We start from the raw sequence: 26,972 nt of genomic DNA on the forward strand, positions 1-26,972 counted from the left end.
GGTGTTGGTCCGATGACGATTGCTATGTTATTAAAAAATACCTTATTGGCTAGAGAACAGAAACGATTGAGAAACATGTAATATCCGAGCCTATTTTTAATTAAATAGGCTTTTTTTAATTTATGGGAAATACACAAGGACTAGAATTTAAAACGACAGATGAATTTCTGGATTATTTACCTGAAGAAGAATTAGAAATCGTTCTTTTTCTTCGTAAAATTATTTTGGATTGCATTCCAGATTGTAAAGAAAAATTGGCTTACAACGTTCCTTTTTATTATCGTCATTCCCGGATTTGTTATATCTGGCCAGCTTCCATTCCTTGGGGGAAAGTAGAAAAAGGAGTTGCCATTGGTTTTTGTAAAGGGGAATTATTATCCGATGAAACTTTTGAAACTACAAAATTCACATCAAAACAAACATTCACTGCTATAAAAGAAATTGATGTTGCTTTTTTAAAACAAAAAATCTACGAGGCCGTTTTAATTGATGAACAAATTGTTAAAGCGAAGCGAAAAAAAATCCAGTAATTAATAATCGCCTCTTTTCTTAAATCTCGGGTCTTCTTTTTTGATGAATTCCGTTCTTCTTTTTGCCGGTTCGTTTTTCGGTAAACTGGCTTCTTCCGTTTTGCTGGAAGGCTCGATTAACTGGTTTAATTCTTTGATTTCATCATCTGTCAAATCGCGGTATCTTCCAACAGGTATGTCTAGTGAGATATTGATGATTCGAATACGTTTTAAAGCAGTAACTTCGGAACCTAAATATTCACACATTCTACGGATTTGTCGGTTTAATCCTTGCGTCAGAATAATTTTGAAAGTGTATTTACTGATTTGTTCCACTTTGCATTTTCGGGTAACCGTGTCTAAAATCGGTACACCATTTCCCATTCTTTCTATGAATCTGTCAGTTATGGGTTTGTTTACCGTAACGGTATATTCTTTTTCGTGATTGTTCCTGGCCCGGAGGATTTTATTGACAATATCACCATCGTTGGTCATAAAAATTAAGCCTTCGCTGGCTTTGTCCAATCGTCCTATCGGAAAAATACGTTTTGGATAGTTGATGTAATCTACAATATTATTGCGGACGTCTAAATTTGTGGTGCATTCAATACCAACGGGTTTGTTGAAAGCCAGGTAAACCGGTTTTTCGTTTTTCTCCACGATTAGTTTTCCGTCTATGCGAACCACATCGTCAGGCGTTACTTTGGTTCCCATTTCCGGAACGATTCCGTTGATGGTAACGCGACCTTCTTCAATCAATTTGTCGGCTTCACGACGGGAGCAGTAACCGGTTTCCCCGATGAATTTATTGAGACGTTTTAGATTTTCTTCCATTCTGCAAAAATAATCATTTTGTAAATAATAAACTGTTTTTATTTAGATTCGATTTTTATATATAGAAAAAATAACATTACTTTACGTACAATTATTTTAATTAAATCTAACACGATGCTTGGAAAAAAAGGTATGTTTGTTCTAATTGGATTTTTTTCTTTTATGTGTTCAGCATACGCTCAACAGGAAATCGGGGCTTTTAATCTCTATATAGCTTTTGATTTGTCGTTTGATTTCACAACTTCAAAATCGTATGACACGATTGTTTTATCTCAGATTTCTGAATATGATAAAATTCAAAAAGAATATAAAATAAATTTATCGAAAGGCATTTCTATCTCTGATGAAAAATTAGATTTTTTGGCAAATAGTGCCATTGCTATTTCAGGAAGTGATGTTTCTGTTAGAAAATTGAGCAATATATTTAAAGTTTCCATTGAGAATCCAACACGAGAAAGATTATTAACATTAGCGGAACAGTTGAAAACGCTAAAAGGAGTGGAGTATGCTAGTTTAATGGCTTCAAGCCCTATACAACCTCCAAATGATATTGCGCCAGCTACCGCTAATTTCGAACCGAGTCAAACCTATATTAATGCCAATCCCGGAGTAAATATGAAGTATGCATGGAATCTCGGTTTTAACGGTTCTGGAATACGAATTAGAGATATAGAATATGGTTTTAACAATAACCATGAAGAACTTGTTGGTAGAAATGTTTCTGTTTTTCCGGGAATGACAGTATCTTCTTCTGCCTCATTAAGTTATACTGAACACGGAACGGCTGCTATTGGGATTATGTATGCTGACAAGGGTGCTTATGGTATTTCCGGTATGGCAAATGGAGCAAGTGAGCTTATTGTTTTTCCAGAATGGCAACAAATAGGTTACGATAGAGTGATTGCAGTGTCAGCAGCAATTCAAAATTCTGTTGCTGGAGATGTTGTGCTTTACGAGATGCAAACTTATGGAGCACAAGGTAATTTTTGTGCAGCGGAATACGATTTTCCTATTTGGAGTTTAACCAAAGCCGCTACTGATGCGGGGATAGTAGTGGTTGCCGCAGCCGGTAATGGCTCAGAAAATTTAGACTCAGTTCCTTATGCGCCTTACCGAAACAGAGGGGATAGCGGAGCTATAATAGTTGGAGCTGGAAAAGCAAGTACTACCCACGATAGAATTAATTACAGTACTTATGGAACAAGAGTAGATGTGCAAGGATGGGGTCAAAACGTTAGAACATGTGGTTATGGCGATTTAGTAACAATAGGAGGTGATTTTAATCAAGGGTATACTAATTTTGCTGGAACAAGTTCAGCGGCTTCTATAGTAGCTTCATGCAGTGTGGTTTTACAATCTTATTATCACGAATTATCAGGAAATTATTTGACCTCTCCCCAAATGAGATATATTCTGAAACAAACAGGCATCCCTCAAGGATCAAATGTCCTTGGAAATATTGGGCCATTACCGAATATGCAAAATGCTATCATTAAAATATTTAATGATTATACATTGAGTATAGATGATTTTGATTCAAATCAATTTGTGATTTATCCAAATCCGGTTCAAGATAAAATGCAAGTATTGATAAACAATCAGTTTTTGAATCCAAAAATTGAAATTTATTCAGGCATTGGACAATTGTTAAATACATACTTTGGAATCCCGGGGGAAAATACTATTAATCTTTCGAGTTTTCCGAATGGATTTTATATTGTAAAACTTGTTGAAGGGGAAAAGGTATATGTTAAAAAAGTTATTAAAAAATAGCCTATAATTATTCTGCTTCAAATAAAAAATGCGCTACTTTTTTATACAATTCATCATCATGCATACTGTGGCCCAATCCTTTGGTTTCTATAAAAACAGCATTTTTCCAGTTACTTGCAATTTTTTTTCCTTCTTCGAAGAGAACTACCGTGTCATTAATATCGTGTGCGATTAATCCTTTGACATCAATTTTGGCGGCAAATAATCTGCCGGAAAAATCTTCAATTTTGAGTTTGAAATAGTTAAGATAGTGGTCTTCTAAAGCTTTTGAAATTTTAGTATTTAAACTTAATAATGCAATATAATTATGTAGGATTATTTTAAAATCGCTTGGTGATCCAAGGATTACAATTTTTTGGACCGTAGTATTTTGATAAGAAGATTGGTAATACAAACAAGCTTTTCCGCCAATTGAATGCCCAATGAGGTATTGTGGCTTAAATTTTTGGACGGCAAGATCAATAAATTCCGCATATTTGGGAATACTGAATTCTTTGCCGCTGGATAAGCCATGCGCCGGGCCGTCGATGGCAATGATCGTGCTTCCTGATTTTTTTAGGTAAGGCAACATGTTTTCCCAGCGGGAAGCGTTGCTTTCCCAGCCATGAACCAATAGAATAATAGTGTCATTTCCTTTCCAGGTGTAGGTTTGAAAAGAATGTTCACCTTGCTGAAAAGTTTCTGTTTGTGTATCCTGTAGAATTTCTGGGAGATTTTTTTTGGATAATTTGCCTATTCTTGGCTCGCTAAAAAAAGCATACGCCAGTCGCGATGCTTCCTTAGGAAATACAAAACTCAAAACATTTATATATAATCCAATGGATTTGGTGAACAAAAAATAGGATAATTTTTTCATAATAAAAAAGCCTCCAATTGGAGGCTTAAATATAATTAAAATTTAGAAAACAAGAGTTCCATTTTTTCTTTTTCTTCGTCGGCAAGTGAACTGTCGACTAATATTCTTCCGGAATGCTCATCTATGATAATTTTCTTTCTTGAAGCTATTTCCACTTGTGTTTGTGGTGGAATAGTAAAGAATGAACCTGCTGACGCTCCTCTTTCGATAGAAACTACTGCTAAACCATTACGGACGCTTGTTCTGATTCTGGTATAAGCCGCCAATAATCGTTCTTCGATTAATGCTTGGTACTCAGCTGATTTTTCTGATAAAAAAGCTTCTTCTTTTGCAGTTTCAGACATGATAGCGTCTAATTCTAATTTTTTATGCTTCAAATGACTAGACTTAGTTTCTAATCTTTCTTTTGACTGAGCGATTACATCTTTCTTATGTTCGATAGAAGCTTTCATCTCTTTAATTTGCTTTTCGGCCAACTGAATTTCCAATTCCTGAAACTCAACTTCTTTGGTTAAAGAGTTGAATTCTCTGTTGTTACGAACTGTTTCTTGTTGTTTTGTGTATTTTTTGATTGACTCTTTGTGTTCGTCAATGGCGTTTTTCTTAGTCTTGATAACTTCTTCAATACTTTCCAAATCATTTTTCAACTTGTCTAAACGAGTGCTTAAACCAGCTACTTCATCTTCTAAATCTTCCACTTCTAAAGGAAGTTCGCCTCTAACATTTCTGATTTCGTCAATTCTAGTATCGATTAATTGTAAATCGTATAATGCTCTTAACTTGTCTTCTACACTTAGTTCTTTCGTATTCGCCATATTTTATAAGTACTTAACTGGATTTGTATTCTCTTCAGATAAAATGATGGCAAAATTAAGGATTTTTTTCCGAAGATAATCAACAATATAATTTTTTGTATACCGTTCGCTTTCAAAATGTCCAATATCTGCCAAAAGAAGTGCGTTTTCGGCTTCATAAAATTGGTGATACTTTAAATCGGCCGTTAAAAATGCATTTGCTCCGGCTGCAATGGCATTTTTTATCGCATAACTTCCAGAGCCACCAAGAACCGCAACTTTTATTATTTTTTTTCCTGTGAAATTTGAATGACGAATACCATCAGATTGCATTTTCTCTTTTACAAAAATTAGAAAATCCTTTTCTTTCATTGGAATTTTTAATTCACCAATCATTCCCAAACCAATATTTTGATGTTTGTTTTGCAAATCATAAATTTCATAAGCTATTTCTTCATATACATGGTGACTGAAAAGTGCTTTTAGGATTTTAGCTTCCAAATATTTTTCAAAAATCACTTCGATTTTGATTTCATCGCCTTCTACGAACTCAAATCGTTCTCCAATTTCAGGGTTGCTGTATTCGTTGCCCATATAGGTTCCGATGCCTTTTGAGTTGAAACTGCAATTTTCATAATTTCCAATATTTCCTGCGCCGGCATCAAATAAGGCATTTCTTAATTTTTCGGCATTTTCGGGAATGGTATAGGTTACTAATTTTCGAATGAAGTTTTGCTTTGGAATCAGAATTTTGGTATTAATTAAACCCAAAGCATTGCAAAATATTTTATTCACGCCTTCCAGATGATTGTCTAAAGCGGTATGGACGGCATATATAGCAATGTCGTTTTTTATGGCTTTAATTATGGAGCGCTCCACATAGTTTTTGCCCGTTATTTTTTTTAAACCAGAAAATAAAATGGGATGAAAACAAACCACCAAATTACATTTTTTCGAAATCGCTTCCTCAATTACATTTTCCAATGCATCGTGACAAACTAAAACGCCTGTCGCTTCCCAGTTTTGGTCCCCAACTAATAAACCTACATTGTCAAAATCTTCAGCATAGGCGAGTGGCGCCATTTCTTCGAGTACGGAAAGGATTTCTGCTATTTTCATCTTTCTAGTTTAAAGTTTCTTTTGTTTAAAGTTTAAAGTTGTGTGGTAACTTTAAACTTTAAACAAAAGAAACAAAATTTTAATTCAAAGATAAAATATTATACTTTCGTAAAATGAATTTACTAAGAAAAATACTGTTTCCTTTTGCCATTTTATACGGCTTGATTACGAGTATTCGGAATTTTCTTTTTGATAAAGGGATTTTAAAATCCTATACTTTTGATTTACCCATTATTGCCGTCGGAAATCTGAGCGTTGGCGGCACCGGAAAAACACCGCAGATTGAGTATTTGATTCGTTTGCTTTCCGATAAATATAAAATTGCCACTTTGAGTCGTGGATATAAAAGACAATCGGAAGGATTTATTTTGGCTGATTCAACTTCTAATGCAAAGATTCTTGGCGATGAGCCTTTTCAGTTTTATCAAAAATTCAAAAACATACAAGTTGCCGTTGATGCCAATCGAAAAAACGGTATTGAACAATTACTTTCCCAATCGGAAAAACCAGAAATTATTTTGTTGGATGACGCTTTTCAGCATCGAAAAGTAAAAGCAGGTTTCTATATTTTGCTTACTTCCTACGGTGATTTATATACAGATGATTTTATGCTTCCAACCGGAAATTTACGCGAAAGTAAAAGTGGCGCACAAAGAGCCAACGTGATTATTGTGACTAAATGTCCATCAGATCTTTCGCTTGACGAACAAAATAAAATCAGAATCAAATTAAACCTAAATATCAATCAGGAATTGTATTTTACGTTCATCGATTATGATGATTTCATTTATTCTGAAAATCAAACCATAAAAGTAAGCGAGATTCAAACTGTTGATAAATTACTTTTGGCAGGAATTGCAAAACCTGAACCCTTTTTTGCATATTTGCAGAAGACAAATGATGTATGTCTGACTTTTCCGGATCACCATCATTTTACAGAAAAAGACATTTTAGATATTAAAAATAAATCACAAAACAAGATTGTCATTACAACCGAAAAAGATTTCGTGAGATTGAAAGGCAGTATTCCGAGTGAGCAGCTTTTTTATTTACCAATAAAAAGTTCGTTTCTTTCCGGTCCCGAAACTTCGGGAGAAAATTTTGATAAAAACATTATAAATTATGTGGGAACAAGTACAAGAAACCGTTAATTATATTAAAGAAAAAACCAATTTCACTCCGGAATACGGCGTTATTTTAGGTTCAGGATTGGGTAGTTTTACGGATGATATTCAAATAGAATTTTCGTTGCCTTATAACGAAATTCCAAATTTTCCGGTTTCGACTGTGGAAGGTCACAAAGGCGCTTTGGTTTTTGGAAGTATCGGAGATAAAAAAGTAGTAGCCATGCAGGGACGCTTTCATTTCTACGAAGGCTATAACATGAAAGAAGTTACTTTTCCGGTGCGTGTAATGAAATATATAGGCGTTAAAAAAGTTATTGTTTCGAATGCTTCCGGAGGGGTGAACCCTAATTATAAGGTAGGCGATATTGTAATCATCAAAGACCACATCAATATGATGCCTGAGCATCCTTTGCGAGGGAAAAATGATGAACGTTTTGGACCACGATTTGTGAACATGAGCGAACCCTATTCTAAAAGCATGATTATTAAAGCTAAAGAATTGGCTAAAAATTTAAATATCGAAGTTAAAGACGGTGTTTATTTAGGTTTACAAGGACCTACTTTTGAAACATTGGCAGAATATCGAATGGTGAAAAATGTGGGTGGCGATTGCGTAGGAATGTCAACTGTTCCTGAAGTAATTGTAGCACGTCACATGGAAATGGAATGTTTCGGATTATCCGTTATTACCGATATGGGTGATGAGGAAAATATTGAAGAAGTTAGCCATGCCGAAGTGTTGAAAGCCGCTGAAAAAGCAGAACCACAGGTAAGAAATCTTATCAAAGAATTGATTTTGAAATATTAAAAATTTCTAAATATTTTGGGCAATGACCTTATAGAAATGATTTGGATCAAAAGGTTTGGTAATCACATCATCCATTCCATAGGATAAAAGCATTTCCCTGTTTTCATCCAATGAAATGGCTGTGAGTGCAATAATTGGGGTATGATTGTTGAAAGTTCGTATGGTTTCTGAAGCGATTGTACCATTGATTCCAGGGAGATGAACATCCATTAAAATCAAATCATAATTGTTTTTTCGGACACTATCAATGGCATCTTCACCGTTGTCAATAATTTCACAAATTATTTTCTTGTTTTCAAGCATTTTTTTGGTAATCATTTGATTGATTTTATTGTCCTCAACCAAAAGTATTTTTTTATTCGCTAATATAGACTCGTCATATTGCTTGTTTACTGCAACAGGCATTTCAACTCCTAATTTAAAATTCAGATCGAAAGAAAAAGTGGATCCATGATCTACTTTACTTTCTAATTTTATTTTTCCGCCAAGAATATCTATTAATTTTTTTACGATATTCAGGCCAAGACCCGTTCCGCCATATTTTCTATTGATTTCAATGGAACCTTGTGAAAAACTATCGAAAACAGTTTCCAATTTGTCTTCTGGAATTCCGATTCCGGTATCCAAAACCTCAAAATAAACGGATGCCGATTCATTGTTTGATGAATTGAGTTTTGCAATAACTTTTACCTCCCCATTTTTTGTAAACTTCAATGCATTATTGATCAAATTCATGAAAATCTGAGACAATTTTGTAGGGTCTCCGATTAAATTATCGGGAATTGCATCGTCAATTTCTAAAATGTATCTGTTGTTGTTGTTGTGAGCTAATTCTTTTAATGATTTTTGAATGTTTTTGAGTAAAACTTTCAGGTTGAAATTGATGTTTTCTGCCTCAACCGTACTTGACTCAATTCTGTTGATTTCTAATATTTCATTGATAAAGGTCAATAAATAGTTTCCGGAAAACTGTAACGAAGCCAAATAATTAAGCTGTGATTTTTTCGGTTTTTCTTCCAGTAATAAATGGGTAATTCCATTAATTGCATGTAGTGGTGTGCGCAATTCATGACTGACAGTTGATAAAAATTCGGCCCTTGATTTGGATGCCAATTCTGCATCATCTTTAGCGATTTGCAATTCTTTGTTTTTTTCTTTTAATAATAAATTAGATTGATTTCTAATGATATTATTTTTATATAAAGACAAACTTAATAGGGATAAAATAGAAATTAAAGCAATAGCAAGAATACTGATTAATTTAGCAAATTTACTTGCCTTTTCCTGTTGTTTGGTTTCTTTATCAATTTGTGCAATGGTCTTTAATCGTTCGTTTTCTTTAAATCTGGCATAATCCCCATCTTCTAGTTTTTCTTTATTGAGTGTAGCTATGCTGTCTTTTAATGTTAAATGTTTTTTCAGATAAAAAAGAGAATTCGGGATATCGTAAATTTTTTCATAAACCAGACTCAGCGCTTTGTATATTTTTGATTTTAAATCGATATCGTAGGTCTTCGAATTCAATTCTAAGGCTCGATTAAGATAATTGAGTGCTAAATTATTTCTGTTATTTTTCAATTCAATTGTTCCAATTTGATACAAAGCTTCTGCCTTTATTTTATCAGGATTTTCATTGTCCGGTTTTGAAATTATAGAACTGAAAATAGTGGAAGCCAATTTGTCTTTTCCTTTTGCTTTATAAACAATTGCTTTTTGAAGGTTTAATAATTCTATGGCTTCTGGAATGTTGAGGGCCGAATAAATTGTTTGTGCTTTGTCAAAATTGATTTCGGCATTAGAATAATCTCCTTTTGTCATGTAACATAAACCCAAACTATAAAGAGAAAATGCTGCGTCTGAAGAAGGTTTTAAAGTTTTAAATAACGAAATGCTTCTTTTAAAATTAGCAATAGCATCATCATATTTTTTTAATTCAAAATAAATCGAACCCAGAGAAGAGAAGGCATTTGCTCTTGATGAAATATTTTCATGAACATTCGCGTAATCAATCGATTTTTGTGTATTGCTGAGCGCGCTTTTGTAATCATTAGTTTTAACGTTAAATTTGGCCAGCCCCAAATAATAACCAACACTATCTATTTCCTCAATAAAATTTTTCTTTTGAGGATTTGAAAGTGACCCAAATAAAATAAAAAACAATAGAAATGACTTCATTTAAATCTTTATGATATTTTATAAAACCATAAATATAACCAATTATTTCTTATAGGTTAAAATAATTAGGTCAATAATTCGGGAAGAGTACCCAATTTCATTATCATACCAACCCACCACTTTTACCATTTTATCAATGACAGAAGTCAATTGGGCGTCAAAAACGCATGAATTTCGGTTACCGATAATATCTACTGAAACAATCGGATCTTCGGTATAATCCAGAATACCTTTCAAATTAGTTTGAGAAGCCGTTTTGAAAGCAGCATTTATTTCTTCAATTGAAACCTCTCTTTTTACGTTGAAAGTAATGTCAGTCAAAGAACCGTCCGGAACCGGAACGCGAATACCGCATCCGCCAATTTTTTTGTCCAATTCAGGAAAAATTTTGGTTAAAGCTTTGGCTGCGCCAGTCGTTGTTGGAACAATTGATTGGGAAGCGCCACGTGCCCGTCGCAAATCTTTATGCGGCTGATCATGTAGACTTTGATCTGTGGTGTAGGAGTGGACCGTTGTAATGTAAGCCTGTTGAATGCCACAAAGATCATCAATAACTTTCATCATTGGTGCTGCATTGTTAGTGGTGCAACTCGCATTCGATATAATGGTTTCTGTTCCGTCAAGCATGTGTTCGTTCACGCCCAAAACCACCGTTTTTATAGAATCCGTTTCTGAAGGTGCCGAAAGAATTACTTTTTTGGCTCCAGCCAAAATATGCGCATTGATTTCCTCGAAAGTTTTATATTTTCCTGTTGCTTCTACCACAACATCAATGTTCAGGGATTTCCAATCTAAAGTATTGATATGTTTTTCATTAAAAAACAAATAAGATTTTCCATCAACAAGGATTCCATTGGCATCGTGAGAAACAACAAAAGGTAAAACCCCGTGAATACTATCGTATTTTACCAAATGCGCCATCGTTTGTTTGTCGGCGATATCGTTAATGGCAACCACTTCAATATTGGGATGGTTTAAAAGCAATCGGAATAAATTTCGTCCAATTCTGCCAAAACCATTTATTGCAATTTTTATTTTCAATTTTTTTGTATCAAATTTAAAGTTCAAAGTTTAAAGTTTAAGATAGGTCCATATTCAACCTTAAACTTAAAAACCAATTTTTTAAAGAATGTGTTTTTGTGCTTTGTAGGAAGAACGAACTAATGGCCCGCTTTCTACATGACGGAAACCCAATTCCAAACCAAATTTCTCATATATTGCAAACTGATCGGGTGTTATAAACTCCTTTACAGGCAAATGTTTTTTACTTGGCTGCAAGTATTGACCAATGGTTACAATATCAACATTGGCTTCACGCAAATCTCGCATTGTTTGAAAAACTTCTTCTTCTTTTTCACCAAGGCCAAGCATAATTCCAGACTTTGTTCTGTTGATGCCTTTTTCTTTTAAATATCTCAAGACTTCAAGGCTTCTGTCATATTTTGCCTGAATACGGACTTCACGAGTCAATCTGCGAACGGTTTCCACGTTATGTGAAACTACTTCGGGATTGGCTTCTACGATTCGGTCAATATTTCTTTCGATACCTTGAAAATCAGGAATTAAAGTCTCTAGAGTTGTGTTTGGGTTCATTCTTCGGATGGCTTTTACGGTTTCAATCCAGATAATCGAACCGCCATCTTTCAAATCGTCTCTGTCGACGCTTGTTACTACAGCATGTTTGATGTTCATGATTTTGATGGAACGCGCTACTTTTTCAGGTTCGTCCCAATCCACGGTTTCCGGTCTTCCGGTTTTAACACCGCAAAAACCACACGAACGCGTGCAGATATTCCCTAAAATCATAAACGTTGCCGTGCCTTCGCCCCAACATTCACCCATATTCGGGCAACTTCCCGAAGTACAAATGGTATTAAGGCTATATTTATCGACTAAACCGCGAAGTTCCGTGTATTTTTGACCAATAGGCAATTTTACTTTCAACCATTTTGGTTTTCCTATCGGTAGTGCATTATCTAAAACAGTTTCCATAGTAACAATTTTCAAAGCACAAATATAAGGAAAGTTGATTGAAGATTTGGGTTGGATCGGTTTTGATTCCCTTTTTTAGGATTTTATTAACCAGATGGGCCATCTGTACTAAAATTCGCTTGAAATGTAGTCGCTAAAACTTTGGATAAAATTATATCAAATTTACGTTTAATTAAAAAACAAAGAATATTGAAAACGCGTATCTATTTAATTAGCTGAAAATGAGGTAATTAATTAAAATATTGTTAAATTTGAGTGTAATTTAAAAAGGTGAAATCATGGCAGCAAATTTAGTAGACATTTTAAAAGGGTTTATTACCCCGGATGTTATTTCGAAAGCTAGCAATATGTTAGACGAATCTGAAAGTGGTATTTCTAAAGCAATTTCAGCTTCAATACCAACACTATTAAGTGGATTGATTCATAAATCAAACAATTCAGGTGTGATGGGCAGCGTAATGAATTTAATAGGTGATAATGTTTCGAATGCGGAAGCTATTTTATCAAATCCTGCCTCATTATTGTCAGATGCCGGAAGTTCTTCTGTTTTAAGTTCCGGGTCTAAATTATTAGGTTTGTTGTTTGGAAACAAGCAATCGGATATTACAGATGTGATAGCGAGAAAATCAGGAATTAAAGTGTCTTCGGTTGCTTCTTTATTAGGAATGATAGCTCCTATATTGTTGAGTTATTTTGGAAAATCCGGAACAACATTATCTGGTTTGACGAGTATGTTGTCCTCTCAAAAAGACAGTATTCTTTCCGCAGCACCTTTAGGATTGAATTTAAGTTCTGAAAGGGATCTTGATAGAGATGTTAAACGCGCAGTTCGTGAAATAAATAGATCAGAAAGTTCCTCCGGAAAATGGTTGGTCCCATTGTTATTATTGGGAGTAGGGCTTTTAGCGTTATACTTTTTCAGCAGAAGTTGTGATAAAGACGATGTGGATACAACCGTCGTAACTGAAACGGCAGACACATTAGCATCAGAAACCGGAGAATTAGTAGATGAAACAAAATCAGCTTTAGGTAATTTTTTTAAATTTAAATTGCCAAATGGAGTCGAGTTAAATGCTCCTGAATTTGGTATCGAAAATAAATTGAATACCTGGCTGATGGATGAATCCAAAATAGTAGATAAAACGACTTGGTTCAATTTTGATCGCTTGTTGTTTGATACAGGAAAAGCTACTTTGCGTCCGGAATCCCAAGAACAATTAAAAAATATTGTTGAAATTCTTAAAGCCTATCCTAAAGTTGAACTAAAAATTGGTGGCTATACCGATAATGTGGGAGATCCTGCTTTTAATTTAAAACTTTCTGATGACCGAGCAAAATCGGTAATGAATGAAATGGTAAAAATGGGTATTGCCGCAAATCGATTGGAGGCAGAAGGATATGGCGAACAATTTCCTGTTGCGTCTAATGATACCGAAGAAGGCAAAGCACAAAACAGAAGAATTGCTGTAAGAGTTACAAAAAAATAATTTGTTTTTTCATATTATAAAGGCTGTCGCATTGTTGGGGCAGCTTTTTTTATTGTTTTAAGGTAATACCTCTAATAAATTAAGGATTGGTTTTTTCTAAAAAAAAAAATGAATATATTTGTCTGAATCGTTATAGTTTTTAGAAGAAATGTGATTTAATGATTTTTATCCCATTGAAAAACAATGGTAATTCAATATAATGTATTGAACATTTTAAAATTCATGAAATATTGATCATTATTCAACTTTTGATTTTAATCTAATATCAAAACCTTATGAGAATTAGCTGTTTACTTCTTCTGGTATTTCTGCCATTCTTCTTATACGGGCAGGCAAAGCCTCAGCAGCAGCATATTGATTCTTTGTTGCTTGAAGTGCGAAATAAACATGCAGATTCGACGAAGATTAACCTTTTTAATGATATTTCATTTGCTTATGTCTATCTAAATCCAAATGTGGGTATCGAATATGCAAATAAAGCTTTGGCATTAGCAGAACGAATAGGATTTCAAGAAGGTATCGCCACGTCAAACGCTATGCTGGCAATTAATTATAATGCTAAAGCCGAATACGTAAAAGCCATTGCACTCAACGAAAAAGCACTTACGTTGTATGATAAACTAAAAGAAAAAAAGAGTACGGCATCCGTCTATGGAAACTTAAGTTTAATCCATCTTAGTCAGGGCAATCATCCCCAAGCGTTGAAAACAGCTTTTCAGGCCTTAAAAATTTATGAAGAATTTAAAGACGATAATGCCTCTGCCATTATTTTAGAAAACATCGGGCATATTTATTACGAACAAAAAAAATATTCAAAAACACAACAGTACTATTCGAAAGCCTTATCGATTTACAATAATTCCGGAAACCAAAGAGATATTGCGCGGGCTTTGGGAAATATTTCACGGGTGCTTCAGGACGAAAATAAGTATCAAAAAGCTTTAGATTATCTTTTTAAAGCTTTGAAGATTAATCGAGATCTTGGTATCCGCAATTCTATCCAGATTAATTTGGCTAATATTGGAAATGTTTATGTTAAACTTAAAGAATATCCTAAAGCGATACGCTACCATTCCGAGGCTTTAAAAATAAGTAAAGAATTAGGCTTTAAAAATAGCATAGCAATAAACTATGGGAATCTGGGGGCAACTTATCTTGAAATGGAGCAAAATGCTCCCAAAGCAAAAATAAGTTCTTCAAAAGAGGCATCACAAAAACTGAAGCTGGCTATCAATTATCTTGAAAAAGCAGTTGATATTTGTGACGAGATAGGTTTTTCGGCTCCGCAAATCGAGTTTAGTCAGGGGCTTACTGATGCTTATCGGCTATCCGGGAATTATAAAATGGCATTTGAAACATTAAAAAGCAGTACAGCACTTCGGGACTCTATTTTTTCCCAACAATCTAAAATTGAACTTTCTAATCTGGAAACCAAACGGGACATTGAATTAAAAAATAAAGACATCATTATAAAAAATAAAGAATATGAAATTAACCAATTAGGAGCAGCGAACGATAGGATGCTCTATCTTTCTGGAATTTTACTCCTTTGTACTTTTATTTTTATATTGATTCGTTATTTTATAAAAAGGATAAAATCACGCGATAATGCTATGGCAAATATGATACAGATACAATCCCATGAAATTAGAGGTCCGATTGCATCTATATTAGGACTTTCTCAACTGTTTAATTTCAATAAACCCGATGACCCCTCCAATAAAGAGCTTATCGAAGGTATTAATATACTTGCCAGCAATCTTGACGAAGTGGTAATAAAAGTAATTAAGAATACAAAAGAATAAAAAAATATTCAGGATATCGCCCCATATTCTCTATTGATTTTTAATCTTGAAATAAACGAACCTACTATGATGTATGAAAAAGTAATGGTAATTGATGATTCTCATTTCGATAGGCTGATAGCAGGGAAAGTGATCCAACTGTCAAAGTTTGCAGAAGATGTAATAACCATAGATTCCGCTTTAGGAGGAATTGATTACCTTAACTCAAATGTAGATAACCCAGAGGAGATTCCTGAAATAATATTTCTGGATATTCGGATGCCGATGGTAGATGGTTTTGGGTTTTTGAAGAAATTTGAAAATAGTCCTAAATTACTCCATGAAAAGTGTAAAATATACATGTTAAGTTCTTCATTGGATCCTGAAGATATTAAGAGAGCCAATAAATGTAAATATGTTCATGGTTTTATTTTGAAGCCATTGACCATAGAAAAGCTGCTCCATTTGATGCAGCTTTAAAACGAAAGCAACCTGTCTGATAAAATAGTTTTTAAAAAGGATAATTTAAGCTTAAGAATTAGTTGTAAGCAACTTTTCTTTTTTAAGCCTAAATTATCCGAAATTTCTATAATTATATTATGCGATAAAGGTTACTCCATTTTCACGACAATTGGTAAGTTATAAGAAGTGCGTACCGCTTTTCCATCAATCATTCCGGGAGACCATTTTGTTTTCAATGATTTTAAAACCCGAATAGCTTCCTTGCCCAAACCATATCCGGGATCTCTTTTTACCTGAATATCAGTCATGCTTCCATCTCTTTCAATTACGAAAGACACAATAACGCTAACGGTTTTTTCGACTTCAAGCTCCGGTTTTTCAAAATTATTTCCCACATAAGTATAGAATTTACCCAATCCACCCGGAAACTCAGGAAGTTTGTCTAATGCAACAGTTGTAACAATAGCAGTTCCAATATCACTAGGTAGAGTCGCGGCAGTTCCCGAGCCAGGGGTTGTAGGGATTGTGCTTGTGCCGTTAGTTGAACCAGCGTCTAAAGGGTTTGGATTAGTTTTAGTTTCTTTATTTGTATTTACTTCATCTATGGGTTCTGTGTTTTTTGTAATTATTGGATCTATTAAATCTTTTTTAGTGATATCTTTTTTAGGTTCTTCTTTTTTTAAAGGTGCCGCAGCTTTTTTCGGCTCATCATTTTTAGGACTGTCGAATTTCGTAACATGTACTATAGTATCGACATTGTCAGGTTTTACAATAACCGGCGGATTGCCAAAAGAGGATAAAAGCATTCCTAATCCTGAAATGGATGCAATGAAAAACAATCCGCAAAAGAAAGCCGTAATTGTAGTTCCGAATTCTTCCTGGCGTAATTGATAGGCACCGTATTCTTTGTTTTTTCCTTCGAAAACAAGATTGATCCAACCGTTTTCGTAAATACTAACTTTAGACATAATTTATGGTTTTATTGGTTAAGTAGCGGTCAGATCATAAGCGTGTGTTGTTTTTATTAAAGGGTATTTTAACATACAACGTAAATATTATGCGTTTTAATATATAAAACACAAAATATTTTATAATTATTTTAACATTTAAAATAAGAATTTTGTAATACGCAGTATCTGAGTTGATTAGCTGTTTTGTAAAACCGCCAAATTATCGTTTATTCTCAATAATTTCAGCCAGTAATTTTTTGGCGCGAAGCAGTTTGATTTTTACATTATTCAAAGGTTCGTCTAACTGATTCGCAATTTCCTGATAACTTAATTCCTGGAAATAGCGCAATTGAATGACTTCCTGATAATGCGGTTTCAATTCTTTGATAAATTGTAATAGTTGAGACAAATTTTGTTCGGTAATCAGTTTGTCTTCTGCCGAAGGAGTAGTGTCGGCAATATTATAGGCCTGATGGTCTTCTTCGTCGGTAATGTCAATAAATAGTGAGGATTTCTTCTTGCGGAGCAAATCGATATGAACATTTTTTGCAATTGCAATCAGCCAGGTATTGAATTGAAATTCGGGATTGTAAGTGGCTATTTTGTCAAAAGCTTTAGAGAACGTTTCAATGGTTATATCCTCGGCATCCGTTTCGTTTTCGGTGCGTTTGAGCATAAAACCATAGACTTCATTCCAATAAAAATCCAATAGAAAAGTAAAGGCAATCTGGTCGCCAATTTTAGCTTTTTCTATATATTTTTTTATTTCCAATGTACGGGTTTTGAAAAAAGGTTGGTCATAAAGATATTCAATTGTGTGAATATAAGTATAATTTCAATAATTGGAAACCAATACATGACATCTTTTTCTTTTAATTTCCCGGCGGAGTAACCCAATGTAATCCAAGTGAACAAATACCGAAATCCGATTAAGCTTAAAACAATAATCCATTGGTATTGAAAAGCCAGTAAAACTATCGGTAACAACACAAATAAGATTTGCGAAAGAAAAAAGAGCGCCAATTGGGTTCTGTCAAAAGATTTATAAAAAGTAGCCGTGGCAACATGTCTTCTTTTTTGGGTAAACCAGTCTTTGAAGGAAGTTTTTGGTTTAGAATAGGTGAAACTTTCAGGAGTATAACAAACGGCAGTGTTTTTTCCGTTTGCTGCCTGATTGATAAACAAATCATCGTCCCCGGAACGGATTTTCATGTGATCGATAAACCCATTTACATTAAAAAATTCGTCTTTTTTATAGGCTAAATTTCGTCCGACACCCATATAAGGATGGCCCATTTTTGCCCAAGAAAAATACTGAACCGCAGTAAGCATGGTTTCGAAACGGATGATTTTATTCAGGAAAGAACCTGCAATTTTTTCGTAAGCGCCATACCCTAAAACGATGGTTCTGTGCATGGTAAATTGGGAACTCATCAAAGTGATCCAGTCTTTCGAAGTCGGATAACAATCGGCATCGGTAAAGAGCAAATAGTCTTTTTTTGCGGCTTTAATTCCTAAGGTCAATGCGAATTTTTTGTTACCCCAAAAGGCTTCATTGTTAGCCACTTTTACCAATCGAATGTTGGAATATTGTTTTTCGAAAGCTTCAAAAATGTCTAAAGTACCATCACTTGAAGCATCGTCAATTAAGATAATTTCGAAATCCGGATAATTTTGTTCTGCTAAAAGCGGAATGAATTTTGTTACATTTTCTTCTTCATTTTTGGCGCATACAATTACAGAAATTGGAATTCTTTTTGGCGTGCTTTTTTGCGCCTTAGAGAAAGCAAATTTCCCGAAAACGAATCCATAATAAAAAAGTTGAATGGCAACTATAGCGATAAACGTGTAAAAAATAATGGTCAACATATAAGCGTGTCTTCTTTTTAGAATGTTCGCAAAGGTAATTATCAATTACCAATTATCCATTGTTAAAAACCAATTACTTTCGGCATTTTGACATTTCTTTTGCAATGGCAATAGAATTGCTTTCTCCCGTTTTCTCTAATTCCGAAATGATATTGTGGTAGTTTTTATCGTCGCGATTTTGAGATAATTTATGCACCGCCTGAATTTCGTCGATTTCAATTTCAAAAGCGACAATTCCACGTGTTTGTAACATGGTTCTCTCCGATAAATCTTCAATTTTTATTGGATTTTCTGAATGCGCTTCATGTTTATCCACTAATTTTTTTAAAGACAATAAAAGCGCTTCGCCTTCAATGATTTTAATGGTTCCATAAATATGGACTGCTGTATAATTCCAAGTTGGAACATTTTCATGGTCGTACCACGAAGGCGATATATAACTGTTTGGTCCGGAAAAAATGGCTAGAATTTTACTGTCGGAAGCGAAACTGTTCCATTGCGGATTTTCTTTGGAAATATGTCCGTAAAGAACCTGTTTTCCGTTCTCGTTGATATCTAATTCTAACGGAATATGCGTAGCCCACAATTTTCCATCGACTTGATTGACTAGAATTCCGAAACTGTTTTTCTGAAGAAAATCGTTTATTGCTTCAGGATTTTCGTTTTTATAAATTTCGGGTATGTACATCTCGAGTAGGAATTATTTATTAAAAATCTAAATCACATTCACTTCAGCTTCAATATGAATACCAAAAGTTTTAAAAATCGTTTCCTGAATATCTTTTGAAACATTCAAAATTTCCTGACCTGTCGCATTCCCGTAATTCACCAAAACCAAGGCTTGATTTTTATGGATTCCGGCATCGCCAAAGCGTTTGCCTTTGAAACCGGCTTGTTCAATTAACCAGCCTGCAGGAACTTTTACCTCGGTTTCTGAAATTTCATAAAACTTCATCTCTGGAAATTGCTGATGTATTTTTTCGAAATCGGACTTCTGAAGAATAGGATTTTTAAAAAAACTGCCGCTGTTTCCTAATATTTTCGGATCAGGCAATTTACTTTGGCGAATAGCAATGACAGCATTACTCACGTCTTTTAAAGTGGGAGTAGCAATATTATTTTTGGCTAATTCAGCGGTGATATCTCCGTAGGAAGTATTGATTTTATGGTTGCGTTTCGTTAGTTTAAAAACCACAGAAGTGATGACATATTGGTCTTTTGCCTCATGTTTGAAAATACTTTCTCGGTATCCAAAACGACATTCATCTTTTGTAAATGTTTTCGTTTCCAAATTGTCAATCCTCGTCGCTTCGCAGGAAACAAAAGTGTCTTTGATTTCCGTTCCGTAAGCACCAATGTTTTGAATAGGCGTGGTGCCTACATTTCCAGGGATGAGTGACATGTTCTCTAATCCACCAAAATTTTGGTCTATTGTCCAAAGCACAAATTCATGCCAGTTTTCGCCTGCCTGCGATTGCACCCAAACAAAATCATCGTCTTCTTTTAGGATTTTTTTTCCTTTCAAATCGACATGAATTACCAAGGCATCAATATCTTGCGTGAGGAGCATATTACTTCCGCCACCGAGAATGAACTTTTTTTCGGTTGGGTTCTGTTGTAAAATAGCTTTTAGTTCTTCGACAGAATGAACATTGACGAATTTTTTGGCTTTGGCTTCAATGCCAAAAGTATTGTAGTTTTTAAGAGAAAAATTAGAAAGAATTTCCATGTGCAATTCATAAAAATGATGAAAAGCAAAAGTACTTCAAACCATTTTAAATTTATAATTTATAATTCAGAATTAATCGGCCGACAATCCACGATTTAAAAATTCAAGCAATGGTTTCAAAGCAATGAGTTTTTCTGCGCTGGTTTTGACAAAATCAGGGTCAATTAATGCTGCATCTGCTATTTTTTTCGAGACTGTAAAACTTTTCAACTTCAGGAATTCGATGGCAGGGTGGTCTTTTTCGAAACCTTTGGGTGCGTTTTTTAATGAATTGGATTCCGTTCGATCTAAGTCGTTAAAATGTTTTTTGAAATTCTTATCATTTACAATTTCCTCCAAATCCTCATAAAAGAAAGCAATTTCTTTGCGTATTTTTTTTAAATCGGCAGCTTCAGGCGAATAAAATCCACCAGCAATAAAACTGGCTCCTTTTTCGATATGAATGTAATAGCCAGGGCCATTTCCGTTACCAGGATTGGTGTTCATCCAAATACCTAAATGCGATTTATAAGGTGATTTGTCTTTAGAAAATCGAATATCACGGTTGATACGAAACGTACAATTTTTGATTTCGAGCATTTCAAGTGAAGCATCCAGTGGCTTCATTACTGCCAGAAAATCCGCAATCAACTGATGATAGTCTTTCTTGAAAAGCTCGTAGCGTTTTTTATTGGTCAAAAACCAATCACGATTGTTATTGGCTTTTAAATCTTCTAGGAATTGTAAAGTTTCTTTTGAAAGCATAAGGAATTATTGCAATTGTTTGGCCAAATCTTCTTTACTGATGAACCCGGAATGTCTCCATTTTACTTCGTTATTTTCATATAATAATAAGGTAGGCAGTTCATCGATTTTTAATTCAGCAAGAATGGTTTTATTTTCATCAGCATTCAACCGGATGATGGTTACTTTATCAGATAACTCTTTTTGCATTTGCAAAACGTAAGGCTCCATTTTTTTGCAGGGCGCACACCAAGGAGCATAAAAATTAATCAGTACTTTTTTATCAGAATTCAATAATGCTGCATATTCCTGGGCAGACAGTCCAATGATTTTATCATTTGGTTTGGCAAACCCGGCAGCATTCCATTTTAGAATTCCACCTTGCAATTCGTAAATAGTCTTAAACCCTAATTCCTGCAATTTATTTGCTGATTGTTTGCTTCTTCCGCCGCTCATACAATAGACAAAAACAGGTTTCGATTTATCGTATTTATCCGTTTTTGATACAAAGCTATCGCTATTCCAGTTTATGTTATCCGCATTTTCAATATGTCCCGAGGTGTATTCTCCCGGAGTTCGGACATCAAGAATTTGTGCATTTGGAGTTGCTTTTATTTCTTCAGCAAAAGCTGCCGGAGGAATGGTTTCGTAATTTTTTGTGGTTTGTCCGTTGCAAGATGTGAATAGGAAACTAATAAAAAGCAAGGATAAGATATGTGATTTCATTTTATGATTTTAAAATTTAGGCTAATTTACAAATTTCAACCATACTATAAGTTAAATATTCTATAACTCTGATGGGTCGATTTTACAATGGTTTCGGTTCGTTCGGGATGCGTGTCAGAAATAAATAATTGTCCGAAATTATCATTATTTACCATTTCAATGATTTTTTCGACACGGGTTTCGTCCAATTTGTCAAAAATATCATCAAATAATAAAATGGGTTTCTGTCCGGATTGTTTTTTTACAAATTCAAACTGCGCCAATTTCAAGGCTATTAAAAATGATTTTTGCTGTCCCTGAGAACCAAACTTTTTAATGGGATAATGGTCAATTTCAAAAGACAAATCGTCTTTGTGGATACCGACGCTGGTATAATGCAAGGCCCTGTCTTTATTGATGTTTTCCTGTAGAAGTGTCAAAAGATCTTTCTCGAATAATTGGCTTTCATACACCAATTGCACGGTTTCTTCCGAACCGGTAATGGCCTGATGGTGTTTGTTGAAAATCGGAATGAAATCATCCAGAAATTTTTTCCTTTTTTCAAAAATGGTTTGTCCTAAACCATTCAGCTGCTCATTATATATAGATAACGTGTCTTTATCGAAAACGTGGTTCAGGGCAAAATACTTTAGCAAAGCATTGCGCTGGTTGAGGATTTTCTGGTATTGAATGAGTTGTTGCAGGTAATTCGAATCCAATTGCGAAATTACGCTGTCGATGAATTTCCGTCTGGTTTCGCTTCCTTCGACAATCAAATCGCGGTCGCCCGGCGAAATAATCACCAACGGAATAAACCCGATATGATCCGAAAACTTGTCATATTGCTTTCCGTTGCGTTTCAGAATTTTCTTTTGACCTTTTTTTAAACTGCAGACAATTTGTTCATTTCTTCCGTTTTTTTCAAATTCGCCATCAATCACAAAAAATTCTTCGCCATGTTTGATATTTTGCACCGCCAAGGGATTGAAATAGCTTTTTCCATACGATAAATGATAGATAGCATCAAGTACATTGGTCTTGCCAATTCCGTTTTTGCCTACAAAACAATTAATTTTGCTGTCAAACTCGAAATTTGCTTCCGAAAAATTTTTATAATTGAATAAAGAAATTTTTTTTAAATACATCTGCAAGGCTTACTGATAGTGAGAACTTTTAAATTTTAAGGAGGTTTTTTCAAAGTGTGTGCAAATTATTGAAAAATTTCGATAAAAAGGGATTTAGATTTGAATAAAAATTTTATTTTTGCGATTCACTAAATTAAAATAAATGGCAACGTATAATAAAAGAGGTTATAAAACTCCAAAAGAAAAAGAAGAAAAATTCGACGGTGATTTTATTGAAAATGTAAATGTTGATGAAAAAGACAGTGCAACAGCAGGCGTTTTTAATTCTTTGGATGAAACTGCTTCTAAAACGGAAAATTGGGTTGCTAAAAATCAAAAATATATTTTTGGTGTAGTGGCTGCAGTTGCCTTGGTAACTGTAGGATATGTATTGTATCAAAAATTTATCGTAGAGCCTAAACAAGATGAGGCTGCTAACGAAATGTTTATAGCACAACAAAATTTCCAAAAGGCTACTGATGGAACTAAAAGTGATTCTCTATATAATTTAGCATTAAAAGGTTCTGAAGGGAAATTCGGTTTCGTTGATATTGCGGACAAATATTCTGGAACAGATGCCGGAAATTTAGCCAATTACTATGCTGGAATGGCTTATTTGAACACTGGGAAATATACAGAAGCAATTACTTATTTGGAGAAATTCAGTTCAAAAGATATGGTTCTTAGTGCTTTGGCAAAAGGAGCTATAGGTGATGCGTACTCTCAAAAAAATCAACCAAAAGAAGCTTTGGAATATTATATTAAAGCTGCTGAGGCTAATAAAAATGACTTCACAACACCACGTTTCTTGTTAAAAGCTGGTCAAACTGCTTTAACTACAGGAAACAAAACAGATGCTTTGAAATATTTTACTGAGATAAAAGAAAAATACGAAGCTACACCGGAAGCGGCTAATATTGACGCATTAATCGGATTGGCACAATAAAAATTTTAGATGCTGGATTTTTGATTTAGGTTTTTTATATCTTTGATACAAATCTAAATCTTAATTCATAAATCCTAAATTGATTATGGCAACTGCAAATAAAAATTTATCCAATTACGATAAAAACACAATCCCAAACGCGAAAAATTTTCGGTTTGGGATTGTTGTTTCTGAATGGAACGATAAAATCACTGAAGGATTATTTTTTGGTGCCGAAACGGCGCTATTAGATTGTGGTACCAACCCTGAAAATATAGTTCGTTGGAGTGTACCGGGAAGTTTTGAACTGGTTTACGGAGCCAAAAAAATGATTGAAACACAAAATGTGGATGTTGTTATTGCTATCGGCTGTGTGATTAAAGGGGAAACCATGCATTTCGAATTTGTTTGCGAAGGCGTAACCCAAGGCATCAAAGATTTGAATGTTCAGTCTGATGTTCCGGTAATTTATTGTTTGCTGACCGACAATACCGAACAGCAATCGATTGACAGAAGTGGAGGAATTCATGGAAATAAAGGGACAGAAGCTGCTATTGCCGCTATTAAAATGGCGTATTTAAGAGAACAGGCTTCGTTGAATTACCAATTCCAAAACCAACAATTATTGACTGCGGGTTTGTTGCAAATTGAAAATTTGCCATTAGAACTGGAAGAGTAAAAACAAAATGAATACATACAAAGCCTATACTGTTCAGTAAATAGTATAGGTTTTTTATTTTTTATGATTAACTAAATTATAAAACCCAACAGAAATTCGCTAAATTTGTAATCTTTGGTTTTAATCCCAAATATTGTTACCCTTCACATTTCCAATAAATATTGGGATTAGGGCATTAACTACAAACCCAAAAACAGAAATTTTTTTAATGTCGAGTATAATTCAATTACTTCCTGATCACGTTGCGAATCAAATTGCCGCTGGAGAAGTCGTTCAACGGCCTGCTTCTGTGGTAAAAGAATTGATGGAGAATGCTGTTGATGCAAAAGCGACCGATATCAAATTAATCATAAAAGATGCCGGAAAATCACTCGTTCAGGTAATTGATAATGGTTTAGGAATGACCGTTACCGATGCACGTTTGTGCTTCGAGCGCCATGCTACTTCCAAGATCCGTCAGGCGGAAGATTTATTCTCTTTGCATACGAAAGGGTTTCGAGGGGAAGCTTTGGCTTCTATCGCAGCGATTGCCCATGTGGAAATGAAAACCAAACAGGACCAGGAAGAACTGGGAACACACATCGTGATTGAAGGCAGTAAATTTGTTTCTCAAGATGTGGCGGTTTTGCCTAAAGGAACTTCTTTTTCGGTCAAAAATTTATTTTTTAATATTCCGGCGCGACGCAATTTCCTGAAATCGGATATTGTTGAACATCGTCATATTGTGGATGAATTTCAACGCGTGGCTTTAGCACACCCTAATATTCATTTTACGTTCTACCATAATGGAAGTGAAATGTTCAATTTACCACAATCTAATTTCAGACAAAGAATCGTCAATATTTTTGCCGGCAAAACCAATGAAAAACTGGTTCCCGTTCAGGAAGAAACCGAAATTGTTACCATTCATGGATTTGTAAGCAAGCCTGAATTTGCCAAAAAAAATCGCGGAGAACAGTTTTTCTTTGTCAATGATCGCTTTATCAAAAGCGGTTATTTGCATCATGCCATCATGGCGGCTTACGAAGGATTGTTGAAAGACGGTGCGCAGCCAAGTTATTTTCTGTATTTGCAGGTACCGCCCAATACCATCGATATCAATATTCATCCAACGAAAACTGAAATTAAATTTGATGATGAACATGCTTTGTATGCGATTTTACGTTCCTCCATCAAACACAGTTTAGGACAATTTAATGTCGCACCCGTTTTGGATTTTGACAGGGATTCGAATTTAGATACGCCTTATGATTATCAAAATAAAGAAGCTTCGACACCTATGATTCAGGTCGATGGAAGCTTCAATCCGTTTTCGGATGACAAACCTAACAGACATTTCACCACCTATCGAAAAACGGAAAACACTTCCAGTTGGGAAAGTTTGTACGTTGGATTAAAGCAGGATACCGAAACGATTACTGATATTAATGATATTGAGTTTGAAAGCGAAGAAGTTACCGGTTCTTTATTTAATGAAAATGAAATTGAGCAAACGGTCAACAGAACGTATCAAATTCATAAAAAATACATTGTAAATCCAATAAAATCCGGAATAGTTATAGTGGATCAACAGCGCGCCCACCAGCGTGTTTTGTACGAACAATTTCTGACCAATATGACTGTGCATCAGGCCTCAAGCCAGCAATTGTTGTTTCCGTTGAACTTGTATTTTTCATCAGGCGAAATGGAATTAATTGGAGAATTACAAATTTCATTGGCCAATACCGGTTTTGTTTTTGAAGAAACAAATGACAATCATGTGGTCATTTCGGGTTTGCCAATCAATGTGACAGAAAGTGAAGTTTCAATCGTATTGGAGCAATTGTTACGTGATTTACAAGACGGAATTCCGGAGAGCAGTTTCAGTCAGAATGACAGTATAGCCAAATCCATGGCCAAAAGTTTAGCGGTAAAAACCGGAAGCTATTTAACAGAAAAAGAGCAGGAAAATTTGGTAAACGGACTTTTTGCCTGCAAAGAGCCTAATGTTTCCCCTTTTCAAAAACCCACTTTCATCACGATGCGTGTGGAAGATTTAGATAAAAAATTCGCAATATGAGAGACATAACCGAAACGGTTAAGCAATTAATCATTATCAATATTATTTTTTTTATAGGGACACAAGTTGTTGGCGATGTAGCCTATAAGTTTTTGTCACTTTATTATCCTGAAAATCCTGATTTCAAATTTTGGCAACCAATTTCGCATATGTTTATGCATGGAAATTTCATGCATATTTTCTTTAATATGTTTGCGTTATTCTCCTTTGGAACAGCCTTAGAGCAAATTTGGGGTACCAAGAAATTTCTGTTTTTCTATATTTCCTGTGGATTAGGGGCAGCATTGATTCATATTGCTTCCAATTATTATTTCTTCCATGATGGATTGGATACGCTAATTGCCAATGGAATGTCTAAAGTAGAAATCATGCAGGTTTTGAGCGAAGGGAAATTCGATTCCAGATGGCAGGAAATTCTTTCTCAAGAAGGTTTTACCAGTTTTATTAGTGCTTATATGACTCCGGCGGTGGGTGCTTCAGGTGCCATTT

General features: G+C 34.6%; 26 protein-coding genes. 11 read left to right on the forward strand and 15 right to left on the reverse strand.

What is annotated here, in order from left to right:
• The first annotated feature begins 122 nt into the window (after window positions 1-122).
• Window positions 123-530 (forward strand): DUF1801 domain-containing protein, encoded by a 408-nt coding sequence (locus VI621_RS04240; protein WP_324217135.1) that lies wholly within the window; start codon window positions 123-125, stop codon window positions 528-530.
• Here VI621_RS04240 and rluF read toward each other — a convergent pair whose 3' ends face one another.
• Window positions 531-1,343: a 23S rRNA pseudouridine(2604) synthase RluF gene (gene rluF, locus VI621_RS04245; RefSeq protein ID WP_324217136.1), complete on the reverse strand. Its 813-nt coding sequence runs from the start codon at window positions 1,341-1,343 to the stop codon at window positions 531-533.
• Between the two features lie 114 nt (window positions 1,344-1,457).
• Here rluF and VI621_RS04250 point away from each other — a divergent pair, with 114 nt between their 5' ends.
• The gene (locus VI621_RS04250) at window positions 1,458-3,116 is read left to right on the forward strand and encodes a S8 family peptidase (RefSeq protein WP_324217137.1); all 1,659 of its coding nucleotides are present in this window, start codon (window positions 1,458-1,460) and stop codon (window positions 3,114-3,116) included.
• Between the two features lie 7 nt (window positions 3,117-3,123).
• On the opposite strand, the gene VI621_RS04255 is transcribed toward VI621_RS04250, so the two are convergent.
• From VI621_RS04255 to VI621_RS04265, 3 genes are read right to left on the reverse strand one after another with little or no spacing between them, the layout of a single operon-like run.
• Window positions 3,124-3,972, reverse strand: a complete 849-nt coding sequence (locus VI621_RS04255) for an alpha/beta hydrolase (RefSeq protein ID WP_324217138.1) — start codon at window positions 3,970-3,972, stop codon at window positions 3,124-3,126.
• Window positions 3,973-4,007: 35 nt separating this feature from the next.
• Entirely contained in the window at window positions 4,008-4,787 is a 780-nt protein-coding gene (locus VI621_RS04260; protein ID WP_324217139.1) for a hypothetical protein, read from the reverse strand.
• Window positions 4,788-4,790: 3 nt separating this feature from the next.
• Window positions 4,791-5,885: a Nif3-like dinuclear metal center hexameric protein gene (locus tag VI621_RS04265; RefSeq protein ID WP_324217140.1), complete on the reverse strand. Its 1,095-nt coding sequence runs from the start codon at window positions 5,883-5,885 to the stop codon at window positions 4,791-4,793.
• 113 nt (window positions 5,886-5,998) lie between these two features.
• Between VI621_RS04265 and lpxK the strand changes: the two genes are divergently transcribed.
• On the forward strand, window positions 5,999-7,036 hold the full coding sequence (lpxK, locus tag VI621_RS04270) for a tetraacyldisaccharide 4'-kinase (RefSeq protein WP_324217141.1): 1,038 nt from the start codon (window positions 5,999-6,001) through the stop codon (window positions 7,034-7,036).
• Window positions 7,008-7,820 (forward strand): purine-nucleoside phosphorylase, encoded by an 813-nt coding sequence (locus VI621_RS04275; RefSeq protein ID WP_324217142.1) that lies wholly within the window; start codon window positions 7,008-7,010, stop codon window positions 7,818-7,820. The genes lpxK and VI621_RS04275 overlap by 29 nt, the downstream gene beginning before the upstream one ends.
• A gap of 6 nt (window positions 7,821-7,826) precedes the next feature.
• Here VI621_RS04275 and VI621_RS04280 read toward each other — a convergent pair whose 3' ends face one another.
• The 3 genes from VI621_RS04280 to lipA all read right to left on the reverse strand — a co-directional run bounded on the left by VI621_RS04280 (window position 7,827) and on the right by lipA (window position 11,987).
• Window positions 7,827-9,995: a tetratricopeptide repeat-containing hybrid sensor histidine kinase/response regulator gene (locus VI621_RS04280; protein WP_324217143.1), complete on the reverse strand. Its 2,169-nt coding sequence runs from the start codon at window positions 9,993-9,995 to the stop codon at window positions 7,827-7,829.
• Between the two features lie 42 nt (window positions 9,996-10,037).
• Window positions 10,038-11,036, reverse strand: a complete 999-nt coding sequence (gene gap / locus VI621_RS04285) for a type I glyceraldehyde-3-phosphate dehydrogenase (RefSeq protein ID WP_324217144.1) — start codon at window positions 11,034-11,036, stop codon at window positions 10,038-10,040.
• A gap of 81 nt (window positions 11,037-11,117) precedes the next feature.
• Entirely contained in the window at window positions 11,118-11,987 is an 870-nt protein-coding gene (gene lipA, locus VI621_RS04290; RefSeq protein WP_324217145.1) for a lipoyl synthase, read from the reverse strand.
• A gap of 278 nt (window positions 11,988-12,265) precedes the next feature.
• On the opposite strand from lipA, the gene VI621_RS04295 reads away from it, so the two are divergent.
• The 3 genes from VI621_RS04295 to VI621_RS04305 all read left to right on the forward strand — a co-directional run bounded on the left by VI621_RS04295 (window position 12,266) and on the right by VI621_RS04305 (window position 15,738).
• Window positions 12,266-13,474: an OmpA family protein gene (locus VI621_RS04295; protein WP_324217146.1), complete on the forward strand. Its 1,209-nt coding sequence runs from the start codon at window positions 12,266-12,268 to the stop codon at window positions 13,472-13,474.
• Window positions 13,475-13,749: 275 nt separating this feature from the next.
• On the forward strand, window positions 13,750-15,279 hold the full coding sequence (locus VI621_RS04300) for a tetratricopeptide repeat protein (protein ID WP_324217147.1): 1,530 nt from the start codon (window positions 13,750-13,752) through the stop codon (window positions 15,277-15,279).
• Window positions 15,280-15,312: 33 nt separating this feature from the next.
• Window positions 15,313-15,738: a response regulator gene (locus tag VI621_RS04305; RefSeq protein WP_324217148.1), complete on the forward strand. Its 426-nt coding sequence runs from the start codon at window positions 15,313-15,315 to the stop codon at window positions 15,736-15,738.
• 131 nt (window positions 15,739-15,869) lie between these two features.
• Here the strand turns inward: VI621_RS04305 and VI621_RS04310 are convergent, their stop codons facing one another.
• From VI621_RS04310 to recF, 8 genes are all read right to left on the reverse strand, one after another.
• The gene (locus VI621_RS04310; protein WP_324217149.1) at window positions 15,870-16,688 is read right to left on the reverse strand and encodes an energy transducer TonB; all 819 of its coding nucleotides are present in this window, start codon (window positions 16,686-16,688) and stop codon (window positions 15,870-15,872) included.
• Between the two features lie 202 nt (window positions 16,689-16,890).
• A complete protein-coding gene (locus tag VI621_RS04315) occupies window positions 16,891-17,442 on the reverse strand; it encodes an RNA polymerase sigma factor (protein WP_324217150.1) in 552 nt (183 codons plus the stop codon).
• A complete protein-coding gene (locus VI621_RS04320; protein ID WP_324217151.1) occupies window positions 17,433-18,539 on the reverse strand; it encodes a glycosyltransferase in 1,107 nt (368 codons plus the stop codon). Before VI621_RS04320 ends, VI621_RS04315 begins: the two co-directional genes overlap by 10 nt.
• A 73-nt stretch (window positions 18,540-18,612) precedes the next feature.
• Entirely contained in the window at window positions 18,613-19,227 is a 615-nt protein-coding gene (locus VI621_RS04325) for an FMN-binding negative transcriptional regulator (RefSeq protein ID WP_324217152.1), read from the reverse strand.
• A 27-nt stretch (window positions 19,228-19,254) separates the two neighbouring features.
• Window positions 19,255-20,268 carry a UDP-N-acetylmuramate dehydrogenase gene (gene murB, locus VI621_RS04330; RefSeq protein WP_324217153.1) on the reverse strand — a complete coding sequence of 338 codons (1,014 nt, stop codon included), beginning with the start codon at window positions 20,266-20,268 and terminating at the stop codon, window positions 19,255-19,257.
• Window positions 20,269-20,340: 72 nt separating this feature from the next.
• A complete protein-coding gene (locus VI621_RS04335) occupies window positions 20,341-21,012 on the reverse strand; it encodes a DUF2461 domain-containing protein (protein ID WP_324217154.1) in 672 nt (223 codons plus the stop codon).
• 6 nt (window positions 21,013-21,018) lie between these two features.
• Window positions 21,019-21,717, reverse strand: a complete 699-nt coding sequence (locus VI621_RS04340; protein WP_324217155.1) for a thioredoxin domain-containing protein — start codon at window positions 21,715-21,717, stop codon at window positions 21,019-21,021.
• 44 nt (window positions 21,718-21,761) lie between these two features.
• Window positions 21,762-22,841, reverse strand: coding sequence for a DNA replication/repair protein RecF (recF, locus tag VI621_RS04345; RefSeq protein ID WP_324217156.1), 1,080 nt, complete (start codon window positions 22,839-22,841; stop codon window positions 21,762-21,764).
• 142 nt (window positions 22,842-22,983) lie between these two features.
• Between recF and VI621_RS04350 the strand changes: the two genes are divergently transcribed.
• The 4 genes from VI621_RS04350 to VI621_RS04365 form a co-directional block, all read left to right on the forward strand.
• Entirely contained in the window at window positions 22,984-23,766 is a 783-nt protein-coding gene (locus VI621_RS04350; RefSeq protein ID WP_324217157.1) for a tetratricopeptide repeat protein, read from the forward strand.
• Between the two features lie 85 nt (window positions 23,767-23,851).
• Window positions 23,852-24,424, forward strand: coding sequence for a 6,7-dimethyl-8-ribityllumazine synthase (ribH, locus tag VI621_RS04355; RefSeq protein ID WP_324217158.1), 573 nt, complete (start codon window positions 23,852-23,854; stop codon window positions 24,422-24,424).
• A 208-nt stretch (window positions 24,425-24,632) separates the two neighbouring features.
• A complete protein-coding gene (gene mutL / locus VI621_RS04360; protein ID WP_324217159.1) occupies window positions 24,633-26,483 on the forward strand; it encodes a DNA mismatch repair endonuclease MutL in 1,851 nt (616 codons plus the stop codon).
• A partial coding sequence (locus tag VI621_RS04365) for a rhomboid family intramembrane serine protease (RefSeq protein WP_324217160.1) occupies window positions 26,480-26,972 on the forward strand: 493 nt, incomplete at its 3' end. The genes mutL and VI621_RS04365, both read left to right, overlap by 4 nt.

This window comes from Flavobacterium sp. (assembly GCF_035292545.1).
In the GTDB taxonomy this organism is placed as follows: domain Bacteria; phylum Bacteroidota; class Bacteroidia; order Flavobacteriales; family Flavobacteriaceae; genus Flavobacterium.

Bases quoted from the DNA above. Each gene is read 5' to 3' on its own strand.
- recF (WP_324217156.1), bottom strand. From the start codon at position 22,841: ATGTATTTAAAAAAAATTTCTTTATTCAATTATAAAAATTTTTCGGAA.
- VI621_RS04295 (WP_324217146.1), top strand. From the start codon at position 12,266: ATGGCAGCAAATTTAGTAGACATTTTAAAAGGGTTTATTACCCCGGAT.
- VI621_RS04275 (WP_324217142.1), top strand. From the start codon at position 7,008: ATGTGGGAACAAGTACAAGAAACCGTTAATTATATTAAAGAAAAAACC.
- VI621_RS04240 (WP_324217135.1), top strand. From the start codon at position 123: ATGGGAAATACACAAGGACTAGAATTTAAAACGACAGATGAATTTCTG.
- VI621_RS04280 (WP_324217143.1), bottom strand. From the start codon at position 9,995: ATGAAGTCATTTCTATTGTTTTTTATTTTATTTGGGTCACTTTCAAAT.
- lipA (WP_324217145.1), bottom strand. From the start codon at position 11,987: ATGGAAACTGTTTTAGATAATGCACTACCGATAGGAAAACCAAAATGG.
- VI621_RS04320 (WP_324217151.1), bottom strand. From the start codon at position 18,539: ATGTTGACCATTATTTTTTACACGTTTATCGCTATAGTTGCCATTCAA.
- rluF (WP_324217136.1), bottom strand. From the start codon at position 1,343: ATGGAAGAAAATCTAAAACGTCTCAATAAATTCATCGGGGAAACCGGT.
- VI621_RS04255 (WP_324217138.1), bottom strand. From the start codon at position 3,972: ATGAAAAAATTATCCTATTTTTTGTTCACCAAATCCATTGGATTATAT.
- VI621_RS04310 (WP_324217149.1), bottom strand. From the start codon at position 16,688: ATGTCTAAAGTTAGTATTTACGAAAACGGTTGGATCAATCTTGTTTTC.
- VI621_RS04325 (WP_324217152.1), bottom strand. From the start codon at position 19,227: ATGTACATACCCGAAATTTATAAAAACGAAAATCCTGAAGCAATAAAC.
- VI621_RS04350 (WP_324217157.1), top strand. From the start codon at position 22,984: ATGGCAACGTATAATAAAAGAGGTTATAAAACTCCAAAAGAAAAAGAA.
- VI621_RS04340 (WP_324217155.1), bottom strand. From the start codon at position 21,717: ATGAAATCACATATCTTATCCTTGCTTTTTATTAGTTTCCTATTCACA.
- ribH (WP_324217158.1), top strand. From the start codon at position 23,852: ATGGCAACTGCAAATAAAAATTTATCCAATTACGATAAAAACACAATC.
- VI621_RS04260 (WP_324217139.1), bottom strand. From the start codon at position 4,787: ATGGCGAATACGAAAGAACTAAGTGTAGAAGACAAGTTAAGAGCATTA.
- VI621_RS04250 (WP_324217137.1), top strand. From the start codon at position 1,458: ATGCTTGGAAAAAAAGGTATGTTTGTTCTAATTGGATTTTTTTCTTTT.
- VI621_RS04300 (WP_324217147.1), top strand. From the start codon at position 13,750: ATGAGAATTAGCTGTTTACTTCTTCTGGTATTTCTGCCATTCTTCTTA.
- VI621_RS04265 (WP_324217140.1), bottom strand. From the start codon at position 5,885: ATGAAAATAGCAGAAATCCTTTCCGTACTCGAAGAAATGGCGCCACTC.
- lpxK (WP_324217141.1), top strand. From the start codon at position 5,999: ATGAATTTACTAAGAAAAATACTGTTTCCTTTTGCCATTTTATACGGC.
- mutL (WP_324217159.1), top strand. From the start codon at position 24,633: ATGTCGAGTATAATTCAATTACTTCCTGATCACGTTGCGAATCAAATT.
- murB (WP_324217153.1), bottom strand. From the start codon at position 20,268: ATGGAAATTCTTTCTAATTTTTCTCTTAAAAACTACAATACTTTTGGC.
- VI621_RS04335 (WP_324217154.1), bottom strand. From the start codon at position 21,012: ATGCTTTCAAAAGAAACTTTACAATTCCTAGAAGATTTAAAAGCCAAT.